This is a genomic window from Halomonas sp. ND22Bw, from assembly GCF_003011945.1.
Taxonomy (GTDB): Bacteria; Pseudomonadota; Gammaproteobacteria; order Pseudomonadales; family Halomonadaceae; genus Halomonas; species Halomonas halophila.
The window spans coordinates 1-264 of sequence record NZ_PXWD01001068.1 but is presented as its reverse complement, the minus strand read 5'-3'; the positions used below and the strand labels follow the sequence as shown (position 1 = coordinate 264).

The 264-nt window shown below is 61.7% G+C and carries 1 protein-coding gene; it reads right to left on the bottom strand.

What is annotated here, in order from left to right; genetic code table 11:
- The coding region (locus CVH10_RS26130; protein ID WP_219924965.1) for a hypothetical protein at positions 1–264 on the bottom strand (264 nt) is incomplete at both ends.

Genomic DNA, 264 nt, shown 5'->3' with positions numbered 1-264 from the left:
AAGCAGATAGTTGGTCGCATCGATGACGGTGTCGCCTTGCCCGGTTGATCCATCGCGGGAGCGAATGACGATGAAGCCCCAACTGGCCAGGTGCCGAAGGAAATAGGCGTTCTTTTGGGCCGGCACCTGTTCGGCCGTGCCATTCGCGAAGACCACCACCGGATGGCGGAAGCCGCTCGTCAACCCCGTCAACGGATTCGAACCGAGTCGGGTCGGATACCAGATGTCGCAGACGTTGTTCTCCCGGTCGCACGCGCCGGTCGA